The sequence below is a fragment of the Cyclonatronum proteinivorum genome, assembly GCF_003353065.1.
Lineage (GTDB): Bacteria > Bacteroidota > Rhodothermia > Balneolales > Cyclonatronaceae > Cyclonatronum > Cyclonatronum proteinivorum.
The window spans coordinates 2,580,697-2,599,786 of the sequence record NZ_CP027806.1; the positions used below are offsets into that span (position 1 = coordinate 2,580,697).

Annotated in this window: 11 protein-coding genes; 6 read left to right on the forward strand and 5 right to left on the reverse strand. The window is 48.5% G+C overall.

Annotation, left to right across the window (positions count from 1 at the left end):
* Positions 1-67 precede the first annotated feature (67 nt).
* The 3 genes from CYPRO_RS09900 (at position 68) to CYPRO_RS09910 (ending at position 3,560) form a co-directional block, all read left to right on the forward strand.
* Positions 68-679, forward strand: coding sequence for a bactofilin family protein (locus CYPRO_RS09900; protein WP_114984463.1), 612 nt, complete (start codon positions 68-70; stop codon positions 677-679).
* Between the two features lie 283 nt (positions 680-962).
* Positions 963-2,375, forward strand: a complete 1,413-nt coding sequence (locus CYPRO_RS09905; protein WP_114984464.1) for an aldehyde dehydrogenase family protein — start codon at positions 963-965, stop codon at positions 2,373-2,375.
* A 12-nt stretch (positions 2,376-2,387) separates the two neighbouring features.
* Positions 2,388-3,560: an iron-containing alcohol dehydrogenase family protein gene (locus tag CYPRO_RS09910; protein WP_114984465.1), complete on the forward strand. Its 1,173-nt coding sequence runs from the start codon at positions 2,388-2,390 to the stop codon at positions 3,558-3,560.
* 98 nt (positions 3,561-3,658) lie between these two features.
* Here the strand turns inward: CYPRO_RS09910 and CYPRO_RS09915 are convergent, their stop codons facing one another.
* From CYPRO_RS09915 to lysA, 5 genes are all read right to left on the reverse strand, one after another.
* Positions 3,659-4,774, reverse strand: coding sequence for an FIST signal transduction protein (locus tag CYPRO_RS09915; protein WP_114984466.1), 1,116 nt, complete (start codon positions 4,772-4,774; stop codon positions 3,659-3,661).
* 84 nt (positions 4,775-4,858) lie between these two features.
* The gene (locus CYPRO_RS09920; protein WP_114984467.1) at positions 4,859-9,277 is read right to left on the reverse strand and encodes a PAS domain-containing protein; all 4,419 of its coding nucleotides are present in this window, start codon (positions 9,275-9,277) and stop codon (positions 4,859-4,861) included.
* A gap of 93 nt (positions 9,278-9,370) precedes the next feature.
* A complete protein-coding gene (locus tag CYPRO_RS09925; protein ID WP_114984468.1) occupies positions 9,371-10,375 on the reverse strand; it encodes a threonine aldolase family protein in 1,005 nt (334 codons plus the stop codon).
* 111 nt (positions 10,376-10,486) lie between these two features.
* Entirely contained in the window at positions 10,487-11,344 is an 858-nt protein-coding gene (locus CYPRO_RS09930; RefSeq protein WP_114984469.1) for a 3-hydroxybutyryl-CoA dehydrogenase, read from the reverse strand.
* Between the two features lie 76 nt (positions 11,345-11,420).
* The gene (lysA, locus tag CYPRO_RS09935; protein WP_114984470.1) at positions 11,421-12,680 is read right to left on the reverse strand and encodes a diaminopimelate decarboxylase; all 1,260 of its coding nucleotides are present in this window, start codon (positions 12,678-12,680) and stop codon (positions 11,421-11,423) included.
* A 323-nt stretch (positions 12,681-13,003) separates the two neighbouring features.
* Here lysA and CYPRO_RS09940 point away from each other — a divergent pair, with 323 nt between their 5' ends.
* From CYPRO_RS09940 to CYPRO_RS09950, 3 genes are all read left to right on the forward strand, one after another.
* Positions 13,004-15,160 carry a penicillin acylase family protein gene (locus CYPRO_RS09940; protein ID WP_114984471.1) on the forward strand — a complete coding sequence of 719 codons (2,157 nt, stop codon included), beginning with the start codon at positions 13,004-13,006 and terminating at the stop codon, positions 15,158-15,160.
* A 38-nt stretch (positions 15,161-15,198) separates the two neighbouring features.
* A complete protein-coding gene (locus tag CYPRO_RS09945) occupies positions 15,199-16,116 on the forward strand; it encodes a BadF/BadG/BcrA/BcrD ATPase family protein (RefSeq protein ID WP_114984472.1) in 918 nt (305 codons plus the stop codon).
* A gap of 243 nt (positions 16,117-16,359) precedes the next feature.
* Positions 16,360-19,089 carry a glycoside hydrolase family 3 N-terminal domain-containing protein gene (locus CYPRO_RS09950; RefSeq protein ID WP_240644727.1) on the forward strand — a complete coding sequence of 910 codons (2,730 nt, stop codon included), beginning with the start codon at positions 16,360-16,362 and terminating at the stop codon, positions 19,087-19,089.
* Position 19,090 lies beyond the last annotated feature (1 nt).

Here is a 19,090-nt window from a genome sequence, read left to right on the forward strand (position 1 = left end):
TTTTGGGTTTGTCAAAAACCCGAACGTATCAGAACAGGCGAATTATTAAAAAAGAGAACTGAGAACAATGCTTAAAAACAAAAAAACAAACGTCGATGATAAGGATTTTTCAGACTTTGAAAACGTATGCATGCTTGGCCGAAACTCACTGATCAGAGACAACCGGCTCATAGCATATGCCAATTCGAAAATTTCGGGTTCTCTCATGCTGGATATATACTGTCAGCAAAGTCTGATTATTTCGGAAGAGGCAGTTGTCGTCGGCGATATTTACGCCGATACCGTTCATGTTCACGGTAAAGTTGCCGGTAATATTCACGCTACACAAAAAGTGCACATCCATGAGAAGGCTCAGATCTGTGGTATGGTACAATGTAAGGTTATCAAAATTGATGAGGGTGCCTTTTGTAAAATTGACGGAAGCGTTGGAAGCACGGAAAAGCTAACGGAACCTTATCGTACGGCCAATGATCCGTTTTACACCGAAAATATTGACCTGATCCGCAAAACCTTTGACGAATTGATCTCAACAGATTCTGATATACAGACAAAAGCTGAAGCGCAAAAGCAAAAGGCCACACGCTTCCGACTGAAAACCGAAGAGAAAGCATCAGAAACAACCGATTCGACCAGCAAAGAAAATGATGCAAAGAAATCCGGTAACTCATTGATTTTTTAAAATTTAATTTTACGCTTTCTTTTCATTCCTTAAAAGTCAGCCCGAATCATTCCAAGCTACATGGCGATGATTCGGGCTTTTTTATGTTGTAAACTTCGAAGCCGGGCCAAACTTTCATTTTTTTTTGAAAGTTATTTTTTTTGTTCCATAATCTAACCCGTATATTAGATTATACTCTGCAAGTATAACTGTCACATTTCATTATCTCAGACGGAATAGTCATTCGCCCGCTAACACAGGTGCAGATTGTTTGTGTCTGAGTTAATAGTCTAAATACGGAACCATGGAATTAAAAGAGTTAGACAAGCAGGAACAGATAGAATTTGTTCTCGAAAGAGCACATAAAGCCCTTAAAGACCTTGAGTCTTTTTCTCAGCTGGATGTAGACCGCATTGTTAAAGAAATTGCTAAGGTCGTTCACGAACATGCTGAATCGCTTGCTGAGGATGCTGTCCTTGAAACAGGTATGGGTAACATTCAGGATAAGATTATTAAAAACAAGACCAAGAGTGAGCTTATATATCACAGCCTGAGATACGAAAAAACCGTTGGCATCATTGAAGACAACCCTGTGCAGGGTCTACTCACGATTGCAGAACCTGTAGGAATAGTAGCTGCCATAATTCCATGCACCAATCCTACAGTTACCGCGATGAGTAACGCCATGTTCTGTATTAAAACAAGAAATCCCATCATCATCGCACCCCATCCGCGGGCTAAGCAGGTAACTGCGCGCACGGTAAAACTCATCAAAGAAGCCTGCAAACCTCTCGGCTTGCCTTCGGGTGCCATACAGGTGCTCATGGATTCCTCCAAAGAGGATATTCAGACGCTTATGCACAACTCAAACTATATTCTCGCAACAGGCGGCTCAGGCATGGTTAAAGCGGCCTACAGCAGCGGCAAGCCTTCTTTAGGCGTAGGTGCAGGAAATGTCCCTTGCGTGATTCATTCCAGCGCCAATATTGAGCAGTCGGTAGCTGATATCATCAAAAGCAAGACTTTTGATAACGGGCTGATCTGCGCAAGCGAGCAGGCAGTAATTGTTACACAGGATATCTCCGGAAAAGTTTGGGATGCGTTCAAAAAGCAGGGTGCTTTTGTTACCAATGTGCGCGAAAAACTGATGCTTCAAAAAGCTGCCTTTGGGGATGACGGTCACGTTCTGCCTAACGTCATTGGTCAGACCGCCGAAAAAATTGCCCGTTTCGCAGAGATTACGCTTCCGGAGAATACGGACATCAAGCTGTTTTTGGTTCCTACGGAAGGCATTGGACCGGAATATCCGTTTTCATCTGAAAAGATGAGCCCGATTCTGGCTTTCTACATCACGCCTGACTTTGAGCGCTCCATTGCATTTGCCAGCCGCCTGCTGCACTTTCAGGGAGCCGGACACACGGCAAGCATTCATACCAACGACCGGGAATCGGCGCTTCAGTTTGCGCATCAAATGAAAGCAAGCCGGGTGCTTGTAAATCAGCCGGCAGCTACAAGCAGCGGCGGCGCCCGCCATAACCGCTTAACACCGACCACTACACTGGGCTGTGGCAGCTGGGGCGGCAATATTACATCAGACAATATTACCGCACATCACCTGATCAATAAAAAGCGGGTAGCATTCAGAGTACGGGTTCCGCTCGAGACCGAGCACATTTTCAGTGATGATGTCTCCGATACACAACCCACCTACGCTTAATTCCTTACTCTTATGCGACCCATTCAGACGTACCAAATACCGGAAGTCTATGCCCGTCCCGGCGCCCTCAGCGAACTTTCAAAACTCATCAAAAGATTCAATGCGCAGCGCGTATTAATCGTCACTGATACCGGCATTGTACAGTCGGGCATACTGGACGTGACGGTCAAAGCGCTTAAAGGAAGCCACTTTGAGCTGCTGATCGAATCCGGCATACAGTCAGAACCCTCAACATCACTTGTTGATGCGCTCTTCGCCCGTGTGCAGGATTTTAACCCTGATGTTGTGATTGCACTTGGCGGAGGCAGCCCGATGGATGTTGCCAAATTACTCGCCGTGATGATTCGCCAGGGCGGTGATGCGGTGAGTTACCTGTTTCCGGATGCCGTTAAAACCAAAGGCGTACCGGTAATAGCGATACCGACTACTGCCGGCACCGGTAGCGAAGTAACGCCTATATCGGTGCTCACAGATGACAACGATGGCATAAAAAAAGCTGTCGTTGCCCGGGAACTGATTCCGGAAATTGCGCTGCTTGACGCCCATCTGTCGCTTCGGTTGCCCGCGCATGTAACAGCTTACAGTGGGATGGATGCCCTGACACACGCCATCGAAGCCTTTACCTCTACCCGTGCACATGCGTTTTCGGACAGTTTTGCCAGGGAAGCGGTTCGGCTTATCATCGGCAATCTGCGGGATGCGGTGCACAGCGGTATGCAGGAAGAATCAAGACATCTGATGCTGTTGGGTAGTTTTTATGCTGGTATCGCTTTCACCAATGCTGGTGTTGCGGCCGTGCATGCACTTGCTTATCCGCTCGGTGGTTTGTACGACGTTCCGCACGGGCTCGCCAACAGCCTGCTTCTCCCCTATGTGATGGCCTTCAACAAACCCGCCTGTGCAGCAAAATACCACGAACTTGCACGGGTCGCAGGTATTACCAACGGGCAGGACAACAGCTCCGGAGCCGAAGTACTTATCCGGTTTGTAAAGAACCTGTCAAGGGAAATTGGCGTGCCGGAGGGTCTCCATAAATTAAAAATTCCCGGTGTCGCACTGCCGGGTATGGCGCAGTCTGCTGCCGGAATAAAGCGGCTTATGAACAATAACCCCAGGCCGGTTTCCGCAGCGGATGCCGAACAGATTTACAGACACGCATACGGAAGTGCGCTTGCAACGACCTGATTTGCTACAATAAGCTTTTGGCTCTCAGCAAAAAAAGCCCGGTTCTGCTCCCATTCGGAAGCCGTTCCGGGCTTTTTTTATAAAGGATTACGCCGGCTTTACCAGTTGCAGACGACTGCGGTCTTGTTGTAAATCTCCAGGAATAGCTCACCGCTGTTTGCTATTTCGCCTATGGTGAGCGCGCCAAAGACTGTATCATCACCGGCAATAATCTGCAGCTCTTTATCAAACTCATCCCCCATAAACAAAGAGCGCGAAATGCAGTCAATGCTGAATCTGAACGGTTTACGGCCCTGATCTTTTCCGGCCGATTCCTCCACCGACTTGTCGCGGGCTGCGCGAGCGCCCTCCAGCAGTGAGTCCATATTTCCGTGCATCAGACTTACGTACTCGCCTTCGGGCACTTCATCAACAACGTGAATATGCTTTCCGGCAATCTGAATGGGATCTCTGATTACCATTTCGGAGTCAATTTTGACCATGCCGAACGGATAGGATTTTGCGATATCGAAAAAATTATCATCGGTGAATTTCTCTCCGGAATGCTGCTCAACAAGTTCCCGGTAAACTTCAAATGCCGGTTTCCACTCCAGCTCCTCAAGCATGTTGCCCGTGGCTTTGGTTACTTTCATGGGTTCCGAAATGGGCTTCCACCCGTGCTCAACACCTATGGAAAGCGGCAGACTTGTCAGGCCTAACAGTGCTGCATTGCTGTACATCCCATCCTGATTAAACAGACAGGGAAACGATTCGAAGCTGAGAGATCCTGCTCCCCCGCCAATATAGTTCACCCCAATTCCAAAGTAGTTATATAAGTAAGCTATGCTATCCGGTTTCCCGCTTCCCATCGCATCAACAAAATAAAACACAGACTGAATCTCCGTACCTGCCCTTTCGGACATTTTGTCAATCATCTCATCATATTCCGATTCAGTGATACCAAACGGCACAACACTGGTGTAAACGTCCTGATCTATTGGAATGACGATGAACCCCTGTTCCCTGCGCGATGCATCCGCGATGAGACCCGGGAAAAAACCTCCAAAAAAGGGCTTTTCGATTACATCAAAAAAAGCCTGAAACTGATCTTTCTCATTACGATGGGCGTCTGATATCAATATCAGGGCACATTTGCTTGTTTGATCTGAGTTAATAAGTTCGGCAGCTTTCTGAGATTCAGACCAATTGGGAAAATAAGTGGCTTGCATATTCATTAATTTAGAGTCGTTATTTGTACTGCAATAATAGAGATATTTATCCCCAACACAAACCTTTTACTGCTTCTGCAGGGGCGGCTTTCAAGGTTCAGGCAAAAAATGATACTGAACCAGCACATCTTTTAGCAGATCAGACTTAAGCGGTTTTGAAAGAAAGGCCGTCATCCCGCTCTCCATACAGCGCTGCCTTTCATCCGTTGCTACGCCGGCAGTAAGTGCGAAAATGGGAACTTCAGCTAAATACCCACCCATCATCCGGATGTTTTTTGTTGCGTCTATACCGCTCATAACCGGCATGTGCACATCCATAATGATAAAATCCGGCTTGTGCTCAGCGGAAAGACTTACAGCCAGCTCCCCATTCACGGCTTCAAGAATATGTATATCCCCCAACAACTTAGCAAGTACAATTTTAATAAGGGAAAGATTCATAGGTACATCTTCAGCAATCAGCACCTTAAGTTTATCAGCGCGCTGCTTGTTCATGCCGGGTTTATCAGTTTGCGGAACACTGGCTCCGGCTTTGTTTTGGACTGATTTGGGCACTTGCAAAGGCTTTGGGATATCGGCCAGCAGATCTCTCATCTGTTTTAGCTTTACCGGCTTATACAGACTTGAATAGTTCAGCCCTTTAAGTGTATCGAAAAAGCTGCGCAGCACAGATTCATGTAATGTATTATACAAGAAGATGACCTTACGGTCACGGGCTTCAGCCTTAAGAAAATCCCCAAGCGTTTGCTGAAAATATTTATCTCCGGGCACGAGTGAAATTAACAGGGGATACATCGGATTTTCTTTGCAGGCTTCCATGAAGGCTTCAATACGGTCGAAACCAAGAGCCGATGCTCCAAGTGACTTAATCATTTTCCGGTGTTGCTCCAACAGAGATGGAACAGGCTCCAGCATGAGAATCGGTGGCAGACTTCTGACTTTGTTTTCGGCCAGCTGATCCTGCTTCAATTTGGTTAGCCCTTCGCCATTAAGCTGCGGAACGACCTGACTCACAAGAGAAAAACTAAACACGCTACCCTTCCCGGGTTTGCTGCGCAGGTTAATTTTAGAGCCCATTTTATTAATAATGGACGACGAAATTGCAAGCCCGAGTCCCGTTCCTCCATATTTGCGCGTATCTGAAGCATCAGCCTGTGAAAACGCCTTAAATAATACGTGCTGCCTTTCGGGATGAATGCCAATACCGGTATCTCGCACTTCAAAATAAAATCTGCTGCGCTCAGGGCTTAGAGACTGCTCTTTCAGGCGCATGGTAACCGTGCCCTGATCGGTGAACTTCACAGCGTTATTCATCAGATTCAGGAGCACCTGCTTCAGACGGATCGGGTCTGTCAGTATGATTTCTGAGATGTGCGTATCTATATCAAGGATAATTTCAAGTTGCTTGGCCGCAGCCTGATGGCTCACAATATCCGCGGTTTCTTCAATCAGCTGCCGGATGTTGGTTTCGGTATATTCGATCTCCAGTTTGCCGGCTTCAATCTTGGAGAAATCGAGAATATCATTAATGATACTTGTCAGGGATTTAGCCGACTTGAGTACGTAATCGAGATACTGCTCTTGCTGTGCATTCAGCTCGGTCGAAGTAAGTAGCTCAGAAAATCCGATTACACCGTTGAGCGGTGTGCGTATCTCGTGACTCATATTTGCCAGGAACATGGATTTTGCTTTCGATGCTTCCTCGGCCTTGGTTCGGGCGTCATCAAGTACGCCTTCCATCAGCAGGCGCTGTTTCAGGTTAACCAGAATACCCGCAAAAACCTGAAGCAGCTCTTTTGCGTTGGCGGAAAATCGTCTCCGGCTTCCAATGCTTTCAAAGCCTGCAAACCCGATGACCTTCCCTTCATCTATCATAGGCGTGCAGAAAATACTCTTTACCCCGTCAAACTGCAGCAGCTTTTTATAGCTGCCTTCTTCCATCCGTGCCACATCAAAAATATCAACACTTTGCTTGTTTGTAATTTTATCAGCTATTTCAGGCACATTCGAGATATCATAAGCTTTATCGAGCTCAACAGTCGTACTAACGCCCGGCTTGCACCATTCATAGCGCATGGACATGCTGGTATGGGTGCCGTCAAACTCAAAGATGTAAATATGATCTGCCTGAACAAGCTCTGCAATTGATTTAAGCGCACGACCGATGGCTCCTTCAACCTGTTTGCGCTCAACACTAATGAAGATCTGCACAATATCAATCAGCGTTTTAAGCATGCTTGAGTATTCGGCAACTTCCAGCTCGGCCCGCTTTTGTTTGGTGATGTCAATCATCAAGCCGTCCAGACGCTTCTTATTTCCGGCCTCGTCATAAACGACTCTGGTGCGGTTCCGAATCCATTTTTCAGTACCACTCGCATCTCTGATACAGTATTCCAGCGCGACATCTTCTCCGTTTAAGATGGCGCGTTCAATCCTTTTTCGGTGTTCTCGATCTTCCGTCTTCGTAAACTTTTGCCATACGGCCGCGTCTTTCATCCATTCTTCCTGAGGTATACCGTATAGATGTTCTACCGATGGCGTAATAAAAATCAGGCTTCGTTTCATCAAATCGAAGCTGTATACCACGTCAGACATATCAGCCAGAATCCCGGACAGCTGTGTTCGGGTTTTGTGTAGTTCATCCCTGTTTCGCTTCCGCTCATCTATATCCTGAATAGAGCCAATAAGCCTTACGATTTTTCCCTGCTGCATTTCAGCACGTGCAATCATTCTGACCCAAATACTGCGCCCTTTGGCTGTTATGATTTTTACCTCAATATCAAAGGGTCTGCCTTCATGAAGCAGTTTATCAAATGCCTGTTGATAGAACTGACGAAAGTCCGGATGGATGAAACTACCTGCGTCTGATAGGGAGAAGTCTGTGTTTTGCCTCGGTTCAAGATCGTGAATCAGATAGCAAACATCTGTCCATACAAGCTTGTCCGTCGGGGCAACGTACTGCCAGCTGCCAACCCGAACGAGATGGCTGGTTTCTTCCAGAATTTGCTTGAGAAAAAGAAGATCTCTTTCGGATTTCTTACGACCTGTAATGTCTGCATTAGAGCCGGCTATGCGCACAGCCCGACCTGATTTATCCCTTATTGCAGCAGCTCTGCCGTTAATCCACCGAATGCTACCATCTTTGTGGTACATTCTAAAGTCGAAGTCAAATACAGATTTTTCTCCGCTCACAAAAGCCTGCAGGTATTCAACAACCTGATCACGGTCCTCAGAATGGAGATGATCAACAAATGTATCGATAGTAGACGGCAAGCCTCCGGCCTGATACCCAAGCTGCTCCATCCACCTGTCTGAGAAAAACATGCGGCCTGAGTTCAACTCCCAGTCCCAGACGCCGTCTTTAGTACCTTTAAGGGCAAGATCGTATTGAATGGTTTTTTCTTTAAGCCCGATCTCTGCCTGCTTAAGATTGGTCACATTGGTTGAAATACCCAGTATGCCCGTTTCTTTCAGGCCGGGGTGCTGATACGGAATTTTCACCGTCTGAAACCAGCCAGCTTCACCGGTTTCACGGTTCATCTCATACATCTCCGGCAATATTTCCCGCTTCCCTGATTTGATTACCTGAATATCATAAGCCTCGAATTTACGGCTCAGCTTTGGTTCAACCCCTAAATCTACATCTGTCTTGCCTACGATCTCCTCAGGTGTGCAGCCATACCAGTTTGCGAATTGCGAATTGGCCATTAAATACCGACCCCGCTGATCTTTCGCAAAAATATAGTTTGGCATGGCGTCAAGAATACTGCGCAACTGCTTGTACAGCAGCTCGATCTCTTCCCCTTTTCTTACCTCTGAAGTTACATCACGGACTGCACAATATATCCGGTTGTTTTGGTGCGTAGCTTTCCATTCGAAATGGCGGACTTCCCCTGCTTTGGTCAAAATCCGGTTTCGAATAATGAGCGTATTGACCTTAGTTAGCCCGGTCATTTGCCGAAGGGTATCCCGCTTGTCCTCCGGATGTATCAGTTGCCGGAAGGGGTCGTAAAACAGTTCAGACCTTTTATATCCCGTGAATTGCTCCCACTGATTGTTGAGGTACACCATCTGCATTTTTTCATCGAAAATACAGAGCATATCCAAGCTTGCTTCAAACAGAGATTCAATCTCTTCAAGGCGGTTTTTCTCATAAGCCGTATCAAAAACCATCACCCCGTAGGTATCCTCTTCCGTTTCATTCTTAAACAAGAAGAGCCTTACCCAATCATCGAGACTAACAAAATACGTTTCGATTTCCAGACAGCTTTCACCGCTTTCAACGAAACCAACGATTTGCGCCCACTCTCTCTCCTGTTTGTTAAATCCCGGGAACAAAGCACCAATCCTGTTTTCACTAAGCTCAACACGGATATTGGCCAGCAGTTCTGCAAGCTTCGGGTTATGGCTGATGATTTCAAAATCCAGAACATGATTATCCGCATCACGAATCGGGCGACACTCGAGAAACCCAAACGGGCTTTTATGTAGGATGTTCCGGGTTAACAATTGAATGGTAAATTTAGAGTAGGTTAGGTCTGCGCCGTCAGGATATCAGTATGCACCATTTCTAAGTAGTTCTTACTGCGTTAAAATACGCTTTCATTCAAAAAAAGCACACACATTCCGGTAGTCTTCGCTGCTTATCTGAAAATGAAACACCGCCCGAATGGTTTTCGGCCCAAAGGCGGACATCAGAATGCCCTGTGCCTTCAGCTCAGACAGCGTTTCTTCCGCAGGACCCGGCGTATCAAAGAGCAGGATGTTGGTAAAAACCTGCGTCGGATCAACCTGAAAGCGCCCTTTTTGATGAATAATCCGGGCCAGTTCGCGGGCGCGGGCATTGTCGGTTTTGAGAAGCCCGAAGTGATTTTCCAGCGCATAATCGGCCGCAGCAGCGAGCAGGCCAATCTGACGCATGCCGCCACCGAGCATTTTCCGGGTACGGCGGGCCGACCGGATCCGCGCCTTTGTGGAAAGGATCATCGAGCCTACCGGCGCCCCCAGTCCCTTGCTGAAGCAGACCGAGATGGTATCAAAAAGCGACCCGATTTCTTTCGGGGAATAATCACCCTCCGCCAGCGCATTCCAGATACGGGCGCCGTCAAGGTGAAAGTACACCCCGTGCTTGTCAGCAATGTCCCGCAGCTGTTTGAGCGTCTCAAGCGGATACACCGCCCCCCCGCCCTTGTTCGTCGTGTTTTCGACCGCAATCACGCGGGTGTGCGGGTCCCAGTCATTTTTCGTGCGGATGGCCGCCTCAACTGCATCCGTATCAAGCAAGCCGTTTTTGCCCTTCAGCGGGTTAAGCTGAACCGACGACAGCCATGCCGCGGAGGAAGCCTCATAGTTGAAAATATGCGCCTTGTCATCCAAAATCACCTCATCACCGGGTCGTGTGAGTTCGTACAGACAAATCTGATTGCTCATCACCCCGCTTGGCACAAACAGTCCGGCCTCCTGACCAAACAAGGCCGCGACTTTTTCCTCGAAAGCGTTCACGGTTGGGTCTTCGCCGAAAACGTCGTCACCTACCGGCACGCTGATCATCGCCTGAAGCATTTCCGGTGTTGGACGGGTGACGGTATCGCTACGTAAATCAATCATTTGCACTGTTTTTTTTTGATGGGTGAGTTTTTTGTAGGATGATGGGTTTCCAAACCAAAACCGCCGCTTCCGGGTTGAAAGCGGCGGTTTTGTCAGGATGAATGAAAGCCGTTATTTGGCGTAATCGTAGAAACCGGAACCGGATTTGTCCCCGAGTTTACCGGCGTCAACCATCTTCACAAGAAGCGGACACGGACGGTATTTCGGGTCGCGGAAACCTTCGTAGAGTACATTCAGGATGTCGAGACACACATCCAATCCGATGAAATCAGCGAGTCTCAGCGGGCCCATCGGATGTGCCATGCCCAGCTTCATCACTTCATCGACATGCTCCGGCGTGCCGACGCCTTCATACACGCAGAAAATCGCCTCATTAATCATCGGCATCAGCACCCGGTTGGATACGAACCCGGGCGAGTCATTGACCGGCACGGGCACCTTTTTGAAATCCCGCGAAAGCTGCTCGATGGCCGCATACACTTCGTCGCTCGTCTCCAGTCCGCGCACGATCTCGACCAGCTTCATCACCGGAACAGGGTTGAAGAAGTGCATCCCGATAACTTTGTCAGGGCGCTTGGTCACGCCCGCAAGTTTGGTGATCGAAATGGATGATGTATTCGAAGCCAGAATCGTCTCCGGACGCGCAGCCGCATCAAGGGTCTGAAAAATTTTCTTTTTCAGCTCAAAGTTTTCATTCACCGCCTCAATGATCAGATCGGCTTCCGGCGCAATCGCTTCAAGACTTGTTGAGGTCGTTAGCCGACCGAGGGTCGCCTCTTTGTCGGCCTCTGTGATTTTTTCCTTGCTCACCATTCGGGTGAGATTTTTGGTGATGGTGCCCAGCGCCCGCTCAAGGGCTGCATCGCTGATATCAACCAGCGTGACCGAAAAGCCAGCCATCGCGGCTACGTGCGCAATGCCATTCCCCATGGTTCCGCCGCCAATGACGGCAATTTTTTGAATGCTCATTTTTTGAATGTTTTGGATGATTATGGATGATATAACAGATGTCGAATCGCCTCCGGTTCTTCGGAGGGCTTTGCATTTATTTTTTCTGATGATGGGTTTCCGTCTCAAACCCGCATTTTGCCAGAAATTCAGCTACGGTCTCCTCAGCGGTTTGGGCAGGACGGATGACCTGATAGCTTCCGTCGCTTTTCAGCAATACTTCAGCAGGTAGTGCGCGGCGGTTGTACTGTGAGGCCATTGTCATGCCGTACGCCCCGGCATCGCAAAACGCAAGGATGTCGTCCATTTCTGCCTCGGGCAGCAACCGGTCGAAGGCCAGAATATCGCCGCTTTCGCAGATGTTGCCGGAAATGGTGTAGAGCTGATCGGCAGCTTCACCGAATTTGCTGAGATTGACCACATCGTGCCAGGCATCATAAATAATAGGGCGCATCAGGTGATGCATGCCCGTATCGGTGCCCAGATAGCGGGTCTCGAGCTGATCTTTGATGGTCTGCACTTTGGTGAGCAGGAAGCCCGCTTCAGCCACAAACCACCTGCCCGGCTCAAACAGGTAGTGAAATCCATCGGGCCTGTTTTTCAGGTCGGTATCAAACAGCTTAATGGCAAGTTCTGCAAAACGGGCCATATCGAACGGTTTTTCAGAGCTCCGGTAGGGCGTCGGCATCCCTCCCCCGAAATTAATAAACTGTAAATCCGGAAATTCCCGCGAAAGCTCGAGCAGCACTTTCATGGCTGCAATCAGGTTTTCAGGCTCTTTGATACCGCTGCCAATATGGGCATGCAGGCCGATAATACGCTTGCCGCTTTTTTGCGCTACCGCAACGGCTTCTTCAATTTGACCGATACGAATGCCGAACTTGCTCTCCGAATCGCCGGTATTGACCCGCGCGTGATGTCCGTCGCCAATGGCAGGGTTGATCCTCACACAGCATTCATGGGCTTCAGGATGATCGCAAAAGCGTTCCAATCGCTTGAGTGAGCCAATATTCAGCGTTACACCGAGCCGGATAGCTGCATCCATCTCGGCATCGCTCATGCTGTTTTCGGTATAGAAAATTTGTCGGGGATCATCAGTAAAGTGCTGGCACAGAAGCACTTCTTCAAAACTAACGGTGTCAAATCCAATCCCTGCCCGCTGAATCAGTTTCAAAATGTGCGGATTGTCGTTGGCCTTGATGGCATAGAGCCATTTCACCGGATGATGTTTGAAAGCTTCAAGCACGAGCCTGCTTTGCCTCAGAATAGTCGTCTCATTATACACGTAACAGGGGGTGCCTGTCTGATTTGCTACCCGGAGCAGCGTCTGTGCACTTGTTTCTCTAATTTTTGTCAAATCTGCGTTGTCTTATTCAATATCTTAAGGGCCGTGCATCGCACAACCAACTCTTGTTTTGAACCGGAGGCTGATCCGGATTAATTAATTCGAAAATAAGCGCTCCATAGCTTATAAGTGCATCAGCAGACAAAGATTTTTAAAAAAACAGTTCCCCGCTTACTTTGATTAATCTGTTACAAAATTGTGTAAATTAAACCCTTCCAATGAGTGTTGAACTTACCCTGTTTTCCCATCGCCCCCTTCAAACATTATTCTGAGTTCATATTTCTATATTCTACCCCTCTAACAACAGCCAAACAAATTGATTTTTTTAGAATTACATGACCTTTAAGTCACCTGCGCTGCTTCTTTTATTTCTTATTTGCTTAACCGCAACTATACTGTTCACTTTACGCAGCGTGTTGTTCAGTAGCAGTGTATTCGATAGTGGCAGTGTTACTTTAAGCGCCCTTAACGAACCAGTTCAGTTAGATCGATTAGAAAATGGAATGGTTCGTATCATTTTAGAAAACACTGAGGACCTTGAAACGGCATTAGGTTATGTCCATGCAAGGGATCGGTTGTGGCAGCTTGAGAAAATGCACATGGCGGTAAACGGCAAGCTGTCTCAGCATTTTGGGGAAAATTTTATGCGTGCCGACTTGCTCACACGTGTACTCCTGCACCCTTCCGGTTCCGTTGGGGATGATGGATTAGCAGGATTTTCAGACGAGCAAATTCAGTTTTTTGACCGTTATGCACAGGGAATTAATGCTTTCATAGTTGAAGCTGGTCGTAATATACCGATGCAATTTACCATTAACGGATCAGTTCCTACCCGCTGGACCGTAAAAGATGTTGCTGCTGCATTTATCATTCAGCTTTGGTTGCTCGAAAACGGCTGGCAGCAGGAAATGGTCAACCTGAAAGTATCCAATCTCATCCCACCGGGTCTCATTCCGGTGCTTTTTGGCCGGGAAGCTGCGGCGGTATTTCAACGGTTTGAGCCTAATTCTTCTTTTCTTGAGCAGGTTAGGGAACTGCTGATTGCCGATCATCAGCTCAGGCAGTTGTTAAATGCACCCGCACAAATTGAACCGGTACGGTCTGTTGCTGAAATCCGCGCAGATGGTAGTTCCGATGTGCTGCTTACTTTTCAGTCAGGCCCCCAAACGCCTTCCTTTTGGTACGACACTGAAATACAAAGCAAATTAACTGAAGCATCCAAAATTCATAGCTTCACCCTTCCGGGTACTCCTGTACTTTGGGCAGGATCGGATGACTACGTGAGCTGGCATCCTGTGCATACAAAGGGATTTACAGACATGCTTGTACCTGTTCCCGACAATATGGTGATGGAGCGTATTGCCCTGAACACAGCAACAGGTGGCAGCAGCTTGTTCAGACTCATAATTGGTCAGGAAACCTTCAGCCTTTTACCCGATCAGCGGAGCGCTTACCTTTTCAGCCGCCCACATACACGACCTGATCAGCTGCTCGCCGCTTTTCCGAATGTTCACCGATTTGGCAAAGACCATCCTTTCGATATTTATGCCAATCACCTGAATATTATTGAAAACTATGCCACAGAGATCGTGCAAAACGATCCTTATATTCGCACAAACGGCTTCAAAAAAGGAATCGAAGCAGGTCTTTCACGACAGTCTTTTTTTGAAGAAGGCAGAATCTTAGGGTTTGAAAATCCTGAACTGCTTGTAACCCACGAAGGAAGACTGCAATTCGCCCAAAACCTCAGCGATATTTTTGCTGCCTACCGCTCGGTCGCTTCCCTCTCGATGGCTGCAGAATACCTTTCGAACTGGGACGGTCAGTACAACCGGTACCTGACAGCGGCAACCCTCACAGAGCTCAGCCTGCTCAAAACAGCTGAAAATGCCCTGGCAAGTTACATTGATGAAGATGTTGTGGATGTACTGCGAGAAATCAATCTTGTCGATCCGGAGATCGGTGTCTTTTTACTCCAAGCCCATCTTGCTGCTCAGGGAAGTGCATCTCCGGTAAGCGATCAGTTTTTTGCCCGCAGGGTTCAGGAAGCGCTGAACGAGCTTGAAGCCATATTCGGACCGGAGCCGTACGAATGGCGTTGGGGCAATGTGAACCGAAACACCTTTAGTGACGCAGCTTTGTGCGGAAATCAAACCCACACTGCATTTATTCGAAACCGAGCCTGCTCAACCCTTGAATCTATTAGCGATATAACTATTTTGGGTCAGCGTGATCTGGTAAATGCAGCTGTGATTTACATACATGAAGGCAACGTACAGTCCCGCTCCTTCACTTCAGGTGTGCTGCAAAGCAGGCGGGCAGCAGGCGAACAAGCGCGCCATGTATCGCTTCTTTCGCCCGGATATTCTGAAAACCCCTTTTCCCGCTGGTTTGCAACAGGTATGAACTACTGGCCTTACTTTGAACAGTTTAGCCTTATACCCAATACCAATGTGCATTCCACGCTTCGGGTAAATCCCATTGAACTTTAGAATTTAGACATTAGATATTAGCAACAACTTTAACATTTATGACCAATAACGAAGGATTATCCGTAGGTATAGACGGTGGCGGCAGCGGTTCCAGGTTCGTTTTCTGGTACAAAAACAAGGCCTATGATACCATCGGACCAATATTACAGGCCCGCCTCAAACCAATAGATGAAACCGCTGCGCTGATTGCCCAGATAATTGCTCATTTTAGTGATCGGCATCAGCTCCCTCAACCTGCGCGAATAACTGCCGGAATAGCTGGTGCCGCAGCACCTGATGTTAGCGAAGCGCTTCAAACCGCGCTTCAGAATATTTTTGCTCTCGAAGGGGTGCGGGTGATGTCTGATATAGCAGCTTGTTTCGCCAGCAATTTTAGAGATGAGACGGATGGCTGTGCTGTGGTCATTTGCGGAACAGGTTCCGTTCTTGTTTATTGCAGAGAGGGCGTGCTAAAGGTTGCCGGGGGCTTTGGCCCGGCACTTAATGAATATGGCAGCGGCCGACAGCTTGGCCGCGATTTCATGACCTGCCTGATGAGTTGTATGGAGAAAGAGCAGGTAAGTCCTGAAGTAAAACTGATTCTTGAGAAAGAAGGACTGTTTCTGAACACCAGAATCGACGCGCTTAAACTGCTGTACAGCTCTAATTTCAACCCTGCCTCTCTGGCGCCGGTTTGTCTGCAGCTTGCAAGTACCGGACACACAAGCTGCCGGAAAATTGCAGAATATCACATTGAGTCGCTGATGAGCCTGTTTGAAGCCGCATTTAAAGCAAAAAACACTTTCCGGCAGGTCGCTCTGCATGGCGGACTGTTTAAAAATGAGTGGTTTCAGGAACGGCTTAAACTTGAAGTCTCAATGCAATATCCTTCTATTACCATCAAAAACAGCTATCAGGATACGGCCCGCTTCCTGGCTATGGAAAAGGGTTTTAAGGTTCCCGTTGTTTGCCTTTAGGCCATATTAGCATTAACCTAACTCCATTATCAGCTTTTAAAACGATTCATCATCAACCGGTTCCACTTCTCCGCTCAGCTTATGTTCAGCATCAGGCAATCTCTTTTCATTCTGCTTCTAATCGTTTCAGTCTCTGTCCTTACAGCAGCTTCGTTTTCTTCATCTTCGCAAAAAACTGACCCTCTTTCCGGGGATGATGTGCGTACGCACATACAGCAGCAGGCCGCCCATATCATGTCCGAAATGAGTTTACGTGAAAAAATAGCGCAACTCGTCGTCATCAGAGCACAGGGGGAATATCTTGCTCAGGATTCAGACGCCTTTCTGCATCTGAGCCGAATGGTCGAAGAGCATCAGATAGGGGGCATTATTTTCTTCCGGGGTGAGATTTACAATCAGGCGATGCTGTATAACAAGCTGCAGCGACGTTCCCGGGTTCCGCTTTGGATCAGTCAGGATATGGAGTTTGGGGCAGCCATGCGCATTTCGGGCACAACACGTTTCACGCCTGCGATGGGGATAGCCGCGACCGGGAATCCGCGCAATGCGTTTGAAAAGGGACGAATTACAGCGCTTGAAGCCCGTGCGATTGGCGTGCATCAGATTTATGCCCCCGTTGTGGACGTCAACAACAATCCCGATAACCCCGTAATCAATGTGAGGTCTTTTTCTGAAGACCCGGAAACCGTAAGCATGTTTGCCGAAGCTTTTATCAAAGGCGTTCAAAGTCAGGGACTGGTGGCTACGGCCAAGCACTTCCCGGGGCACGGCGATACGGATGTTGATTCTCACATCGGTTTACCCGTTGTTAGTCATACCCGTGAACGCCTCGATCAGCTTGAGCTCATCCCCTTTCGCCGCGTTATTGATGCCGGCGTTGGCAGCGTGATGTCGGCCCACATTGCCTTTCCCAATATCACCGAAGGCAGCCGAAGACCGGCAACGCTGGAACCCGGCCTAATGGGTGAACTATTACGAGACGAGCTGGGCTTTGACGGTCTCATTGTTACGGATGGCCTTGAAATGCAGGGCATTGCCTCGCATTACGCACCGGGGGAAGCGGCAGTACTTGCGCTCAACGCGGGTGCTGACATGCTGCTGCTTTCACCGGATGAACTCACCGCCATTTATCAGGTTGAAGAAGCCGTGCAGCGGGGCGAAATAACCGTTGCCCGAATCGAAGAATCTGTTTTGCGCGTGCTTTCCGCAAAAATTGATCACGGCCTTATGCGCAACGCCGAGGTCAACATCAACCGCATTCCGCGGATGGTAAACACCCGATCCAATCAGCTCACGGCAGATCGCATCGCGCGGGAATCTATCACGGTTCTGCGTAACAACCGCAACATCCTGCCCATCCGCCCGGATCGCTTTCCGAAGGTCACCGTGATTGCCATTGCTGCCGGCAGAACCGGTAATGTAGGTGCAGCTTTCAGAAGTGAAGTTGAAAATTATCACCCTGATATCTCCTTCCATCTTTATGATGAGCGCACTTCGGAACAGGAGCTCAACGCAGCCATTGCATCGGCAAGGCAGGCCAACCTTGTAATTATCGGATCATTCCTGCCGCTTACAACCGGGCGTTCGATTACTTTCAACCGGCAGCAGCAACAGTTTGTGAGGCAGATCGAGCGGCTCAGCAAACCGACCGTCCTTATCTCCTTTTCAAGCCCTTATGTGGTGCGTGAAGTAGCCTCGGCAGATGTACACATGCAGGCCTGGACTTCTTTGGGAAGTCATTCTGCCGCAGCTGCCTCAGCCCTGTTTGGAGCGAGTGAAGTCTCTGGCCGCCTCCCTATTTCGGTTCCCGGCATGTACGGCCGGGGCGAGGGCATCAGCATCCCCAAAACCATCCTAAGACAGGACAGGCCGGAAACGGCCGGACTTTCCACAGAAAAACTGTTTGAGGTCAACCGGGTTATGAACCGGGCCATACAGGATTCTGTCTTTCCGGGCGGCACTGTGGCCGTAGTCAGAAATGGTATTTTAGCTTTTCATGAAGCCTTTGGTTACCATCATTACAGCAAAAGACGGCCTGTCCGAAGAACCGATATTTTCGACCTGGCTTCTCTTACCAAGCCCGTTGCCACTACTACGGCAGTGATGATGCTGATTGATGAGGGCAAAGTGAGCCTTGATGATAAAGTCCAGTCTTATTTCCCCGGCTTCACATCTGGCATGAAAGGCGACATCACCATTGAACATCTGCTCAATCATACCTCCGGACTCCCGGCATACCGCACCTATGTTGATCAGTTTCAAAGTCGTGAAAGCATTCTTCGTGCTGTGATTAACGAGCCCTTGCTGCAACCACCCGGGGAAGGTATCATCTATAGTGACTTAGGGTTCATCCTGCTGGGTGAAATTGTGGCACAGGTGGCAGGTATGTCTCTCGACCGATTCCTCAATACCTCATTTTTCTATCCGATGGGTATGACCGATACGATATTTAACCCTGCCCGCCGTGGAGCCCGAACGGTGAGCCGGATACCTCCTACGGAATTTGACAGGCAGTGGCGCCAAAAAATGATCCGCGGAGAAGTACATGATGAACGTGCGTATTACATGGGAGGGATTGCTGGGCATGCCGGATTATTCTCCACAAGCGACAATCTTGCAGCCTACGCACAGTTTCTGCTCAATGAAGGGCACTATGGGGGACGCGAGTTTGTTTCGCAGGAGCTGTTCAGAAATTTCAGAACGCGTGAAGATTCCCGGATGGGTCGCGCACTTGGATTCGACTTAAAAAGCATAAACGGCTTCACAACAGCGGGACAGTTCAGCAGTGATCAGACGTTTGGTCACCTCGGATTTACCGGGACGAGTATTTGGGCTGATCCGGAAAACGATCTGGCGGTCATCATCCTTACAAACAGAACGTATCCGGAACGGGGCACTGCAGCCGCCATTAATCAGCTCAGGGCCGCGATAATGGATGCCGTGATGGAAGCTATTACAGAATCATCGGACTAAC

Excerpts from the sequence above, each read along its gene's own strand:
- CYPRO_RS09900 (WP_114984463.1), top strand. The coding sequence starts at position 68 with ATGCTTAAAAACAAAAAAACAAACGTCGATGATAAGGATTTTTCAGAC.
- CYPRO_RS09905 (WP_114984464.1), top strand. The coding sequence starts at position 963 with ATGGAATTAAAAGAGTTAGACAAGCAGGAACAGATAGAATTTGTTCTC.
- CYPRO_RS09910 (WP_114984465.1), top strand. The coding sequence starts at position 2,388 with ATGCGACCCATTCAGACGTACCAAATACCGGAAGTCTATGCCCGTCCC.
- CYPRO_RS09915 (WP_114984466.1), bottom strand. The coding sequence starts at position 4,774 with ATGAATATGCAAGCCACTTATTTTCCCAATTGGTCTGAATCTCAGAAA.
- CYPRO_RS09925 (WP_114984468.1), bottom strand. The coding sequence starts at position 10,375 with ATGATTGATTTACGTAGCGATACCGTCACCCGTCCAACACCGGAAATG.
- CYPRO_RS09930 (WP_114984469.1), bottom strand. The coding sequence starts at position 11,344 with ATGAGCATTCAAAAAATTGCCGTCATTGGCGGCGGAACCATGGGGAAT.
- CYPRO_RS09940 (WP_114984471.1), top strand. The coding sequence starts at position 13,004 with ATGACCTTTAAGTCACCTGCGCTGCTTCTTTTATTTCTTATTTGCTTA.
- CYPRO_RS09945 (WP_114984472.1), top strand. The coding sequence starts at position 15,199 with ATGACCAATAACGAAGGATTATCCGTAGGTATAGACGGTGGCGGCAGC.
- CYPRO_RS09950 (WP_240644727.1), top strand. The coding sequence starts at position 16,360 with ATGAGTTTACGTGAAAAAATAGCGCAACTCGTCGTCATCAGAGCACAG.